Below are 5,891 nucleotides of genomic sequence, written 5' to 3' on the forward strand. Positions count from 1 at the left end.
GGCTGCTACCGGTGTTTGTGCTTGCCTGCGCAAAGTGAACGTGTGTCGGTATTTCGGAAATCGACAGCGTATGGCTTTGCTCGCCACCGCGCTCGCCTAGTGTGTGACCGCTCCCAACGTGGATCGGGATACGTCCCCTATAATCGGGCAGCGCGAAATTGACTTGGCCGTCACCGCCGAAAGTGGTTCCGAGCAGTGAAAATAGCGCCTGGTTCTGGTTGATCGGCAAAAGCTGCCCGTTACAGAGCGCCCAACCCTTGGGCGGGAAGACAAAGGACATAATCCTGATTTCCGATAGAAATGGCTCGGCCATGTCTCGCGCCCTCATTAGATATCAGAAGAATACACGGAACGACATAGAAGTCTACTTGGGTTTCTAACAAACCAGGTACTATTATAAAATAATAGACAGTATTTTAATAACGAGAGGCGCAGGAAGGCAGTGTATGCCCAAGGTTGTAGATCGTCGCACCAAATGGTGGCCTTTCTACCTCATCAACGTAGCCATCATGGGAACGGCGGCGTGGCAAGCCCGGTAAATCCGCTCGTTTGCGCCGTCGCGGTAGATGCAGAAACAACTGTATTGCGGCCGTTCAGATAAGCGATCACGGCAGCAGTATCCATGGCGCCCCCAGCATAGCCGCTAAGGTTGATCGTCCCGTTGTTGCGCTGACGTACCCGGATGTCACCAGCCGCCATGGTGCCGCCAAGCGAATGCGTAAAGATGTTCGCGAGCGCGCCGGCGCCGCCTATGCTCAGATCGACGGATGCACCATTTCCCTCCGGGTCCGTGACGGCTGACTGGACGAGAATGCCAGCAACTGCATCTCCGGTCCCATCCAGTTTGATGTCAATCGCGTTGCCGGTTATCTGGGCCAGGATGCTGCCGGCGCCGTCCTGTCCGGCCTGGACAAGGATGGCGCGTTGCGTGCCGGCATAGTCGATGGAGTTGTTTTTGATTCCGACCCGCATGGCGCCGCCGCCGGCATTGAATACGGATATGCCATCCGCTATCAGCCCGTTTGCGACCGTGATGGTATTGCTTTCAATTCGAGCGTCAAAAGTAAAGCCGTTGTCGAACGCCGACCCGAGCAGGCTCACCACGACGAAGTCGCCTGCCGCCGTGCTGCTCAGCGTGTTGCCGGTGGCGACGAGGCTCACATCGCTGTTGTCCCCGGCGCTGACGGACAGCTGATCGTTGTTGCTGCTCGAAGTGCTGTTGATGACGTTCAGGTTCATTGTGGAGTTGTCGAATGCATCGGCGACGATGCCACCGCTGAAGTTGTTGCTCGAATTGGCACCCGAGAAGTTGATCGTGGCGTTCGACGTTCCACGGATGCCGAACAGATACCCGCTGCCAAGCACGGCGCCAGTCGAGCTGCCGCCTGAAATCGTCAGCGCGAGCGTGCCGGACTGGGTCTGCAGCTGGAAGTTGTCGTCGCCGCTGCCTGTGATCGTGGTGTTGGTGACCGCGCTGGTGCCGGACATGTTGTAGAAATGGATGCCATCTTCGTCCGCTCCATTGCCCGCATTCGATATGCTGCTGTTGCTGAGCGTGAAGTTCGAAACGGTATTGCCGTTGATGCCTTGCTCGGCGCCGCCCGAAATGGCGATCCGATCCAGCGTCGCCGTAGAGACGTTTTGAAGGTGGATGGCCGCGTTGGTCGTGAGGTTGTCACCGGTCGAAAGCCCCGAATTGTCGGCATCGAGATCGTCGGTGCCGGCATTGGTGAAATTCATGTTCTTCAGCGTGATGTTGCTCGCGCTGATGAAACTGGCGCCGCGCCCGGTTGTGTTCTGAATTGTGCCGCCCGAGCCGGCGGTGGTGCCGACACCTGTAACGGTCAATCCACCCGAGCCTGTATTGTTGAGCACGATGCCGTTGGTGCCGCCATTCGCCGAAATGCTCTGGAAATTAAGCCCGCTGGCGCCGATCATCGTGTTGACGACGTTGAGCGCCGTGCCTGTGCCGGAGGTGATCGTGTTGCCGGTGCCCTGCACCGTCACCGTGCCGCCGCCCGTGGCGCTGAAGCCGCCGCCGCTCGTTGTGTTGATAACCAGCCCGCCATTGGTGAAGTTGATGGCCGCGCCGGGGTTGCTGGTCAGGATGACGGCGGCGTTGACGCCGGTCGAGAGAGTCTTGATCGCGCCGCCGAAGTTGATCGTGCCGCCGGCGTTGCTGAGCACGGCAATGCCCAGCCCGCCGTCGTTGCGAGTGATCGTGCTGGCGCTGTCGAAATTGACCGAGCCGCCGGCCATGCCGCGGATGTTGGCGACATTGCCGCCAGGGTTGGTGATGTCGACATTGTTCAGGTTGACGACCGCGCTGACGTCGTCATTGCCTGGCGTGCCCTGGTCGCCATCGACGACGAAGGCATTGTTCGCAGCCCCCGCGTCGGTCTGGATGGCGACATTGTTGAAAGTGTAGGTGCCGGTCGCATTGTTGGTCGAATCGCCGAGAATGGTGATGCCGGCCGTGCCCGTCAGGCTGGCATTGTTGACGGTGACGCTGCCCGCCGCGCCGTCGATCACGATGCCGGTGCCGCCGGTGTCGTTGAGCCCGTTCGCCACGGCAGTGGTGAAATTCACCGAACCGCCGGCGGTGTCGGCGACGACGATCATGCGCTGGCCGGCGGTGGCTTGCGTGATCGTGCCGGCATAGGTGACGGTGGCGGTGCCGCCATTGACGTTGAACGCCGTGCCGCTGGGGCTGATGATCGAGGTGCCGGTGCCGAAATTGAACGTGCCGCCCGAGCCGTTGAGGATGTCGACGCTGGCATTGCCGCCATTCAGCGTCGTCGTGCCGACGAAACTGTAGATGCCGTCCGCATTGTCGAACTGCAGGCCGGTGCCGTTCGTCGCCGACAGCGTACCGGTGGCGAAGTTGAGCGTGCCGCTGTGCCCGCCCGCGACGCTGACCAGGGTGGCATTGTTCGACTGGCTGACATTGCCGGTATAGTTGAGGTTGGCGGTGCCGCCGCTGACAGCGATGGTTGCCGCGCTGCCGCCGACCAGCGTGCCGGCGCCGAGATTGATCGTCCCCAACCCGATGACGTTGGTGAGGACGACGGCGCTGTTGCCGCCGGCGCCGTTGCTGGTCGAGGAAAAATTCATGCCGGTGGCCGCGACCGTGACGCCGCTCAGGTTCATCGCCACACCGGTGCCCGTGGCGATGGAGTTGCCCACGCCGGTGACGCTGATCGTGCCGGAGCCCGTGGCATTGAAGCCGGCGCCTGCCGAGGTCACGATCGCCAGACCGCCGCCGTTGAAATTGACCGTCACCGGGGCGCTGTTGCCGGCAATATCGACGCCAAGCCCGCCGCTGCTCATGCCGATGGCGTAGCTGGCGCCGCTGATGTTGTAGGTGCCGCCGGTGTTGGCGGTGATCGATATGCCGGTGTTCCCGCCGGTAAAGCTGTTCGAGGCGCCGGACACCGTCACCGTGCCGCCTGCATTGTTGTTCAGCGATACGCCCAGCCCGCTGGCCGTCAGATTGCCACTCAGGGCGACGAGGCCGGCGCCGGCAAGCCGGCTCTGGACATTCAGCGCCGGACTGAATGCGCCCGAATTGTTGACCGTGCCCGAATAGCTCACGGCAGCCGTGCCGCCGACGACATTGAACGACGCGCCCGTTGCGCCACTCAGCGCACCAGTTCCAAGTCCAACAATACCCGTGACATCGGTCAGGCTGACATTGTTGATGCCACCGGCCGACGAGGTCGAATCGAGCGCGATGGTGGCGGCGACACCGGAGAGATTGATCGCTGTGCCGCCGGTTGCGTTCACCGTCTGGGCGGCAGCCGTAGCGGTGATGCCCATCGTGCCGCCGGTGGCGAGAATGCCGGTGCCGGCGGTGGTGTCGATGGTCAAGCCGTTGGTGAAGCTGGTTGTGCCGCCGGCCTGCGAGAGACCAACGCCGCTGGTCGTGTCGATGTTGGCGAGGCCGGTGACGTTGAGCGTGCCGGTCTGGACTCGGATGCCGCCGCCTGTGTTGGGGACGGTGGCATTGTTCACCGTCACCGTGTTGAAGTTGAAGGTGCCGGTGTTGGTGTTGACGGCATCGATGCCAAAGCCTGTCGTGTTGCCGATGGCGGTCGCGCCAGTAACGGTGAAGGTACCAGCGACGCCGTCGAAGATGATGCCGCTCGCGCCGCCACTGGCGTTTACGGTGGCAAACGTCATGTTGACGGTCAGCGGATCGAGATCGAACGCCGCGCCGTTGGTGGTGGTGACCACGCCACCGGTGTTGTTCAGCGTGAAGGTGGTGGTTTTGGTGTTGGCGATGACACCGGTGCCGCCATTGTTGGCAAGGCTGAGCGTGCCTAGATTAAGGGTACCGCTGGTGTTGGTGAAACTGAGGCCATTGCCCTGGACGCGAGCGCCTGGGTTACCGATGCCGAGCGTGCCGGCGCTGACGGTGCCGCCGGCGCCGTCGGAATCGAAGCGGACATTGCTGAAGGCGATGCCGCCACTGCCGGCGCCCCCGGTCACCGTATTGCCGGCAAACGACCTGATCGCGATTGAATTCAGGTCGGCATCGATGTTCTGGCCGTTGAACGACGCAGCCAGGCCGGATGCGGTCGACCTGAGCGTGTTGCCGTCGATCGAAAGCAGAAGCGTATTGGCCGGAGCTCCCGTGGTGGAGAAATCGAGCGCGTTGCCGCCGGCGGTGATGGTGTTGTTCCTGACGATGAAACTGGAGGCGCCGGTCGCGTTGGCGGCAACGCCCGAACCGGAACCGAGATTGCTGACGATCAGGTTCTGGATGCCGCCTGTGAAGATGCCGCTGCCTGATGTCGCCAGATTGATGACCTGCGTGGCGTTATTGCTCTGCAGGACCGGCCGCAGCGTGTCGATGCCCGCCGGCGCCGCGATGATCGGCGAATTCTGCACCGTGGTGAAGTGGAACGCCGGCGACGCGCCGGCGCTGGTGTCGACCCCGAGCTGCGAGACATCGATCGCCGCGTCGTTGCTCTTGAAGGCGAGCAGCACCTGTCCGTCATCGAGCTGGAACGACGTCGCGCCGAGGTCGATCGTCGCCTGGCCGCCATCGACGTTCTTGTCGATCAGCACAATGACATTGGCCGAAGACGTCTGGGCGTTGGCGTAGGTGCCTGGATTGAGCAGACTGCCGTCGCCAAGGGCGGTGGCATCGGCCGTGACATAGTAGACCTTGTAGGAAGACAGGTTCGAAATGTCGCCATCGAAATTGACGTCGTTGAAATTGTAGTCGCCGTTGGTCGGCAAAGTGTCGGTGGCGTGGATGACCTGGCCGCCTGTGGTCTTGATCGACGATTCGGCCGGGCCGGCGCCGTCGCCGAACACGAGCTGGGCGTTGGTGGCGCTGGAGAACTGGACGCCATAGCCGACATTGTCGATCTTGGAGGTCTGTCCCGCCGGATTGTTGTTGACCGTGTCGCCGAGCTGGATCGTGCCGGTGCCGGTCGTGTCGGCCATGTCGATGCCGATCGTGCCGGCAAAACCGCCGCCGTCGACGTCGAAATCGCCAGCGGTGATGTTGCTCGCGCCGAGCGACGCGCCGTTGAGGTCGAGACCGATGGTGTTCGCCGCGCCAAGCCCGATGTTCAGGCTGGCGAAATTCAACGTCGAGCCGAGCGTGCCGGAAATGTCGACACCGCGCGCATTGGCACCGGTGATGCCTAGCAGGTTGACCGTGCCGAGATCGATTACGCCGCCGCTGACATTGTTGAGCGATATGCCGGTCGCCGCGCCATTGACCGAAATCGTATCGAACTTGATACCACCGGCGCCGACCGTCGCGCCTTTCGCCCCGGCGACGACCGCCGTCGCGTCGCCAAGCTTCAGCGCCGTGCCGCCGTTCGTGGTCGTGATGGTGTTGCCGGCGCCGGTGACGCTGACTGTTCCCGAAC

General features: G+C 62.5%; 1 protein-coding gene and 1 pseudogene. Both read right to left on the minus strand.

What is annotated here, in order from left to right:
• Nucleotides 1–313: tail fiber protein (locus EN750_RS15535; RefSeq protein ID WP_145967679.1), on the minus strand; the 313-nt coding region annotated here is incomplete at its 3' end.
• A gap of 194 nt (nucleotides 314–507) precedes the next feature.
• Nucleotides 508–5,891 (minus strand): annotated as a pseudogene (locus tag EN750_RS39445) (S-layer family protein); the annotation flags it as partial.

Source organism: Mesorhizobium sp. M7A.F.Ca.ET.027.03.2.1 (assembly GCF_003999175.1).
Classification (GTDB): domain Bacteria; phylum Pseudomonadota; class Alphaproteobacteria; order Rhizobiales; family Rhizobiaceae; genus Mesorhizobium.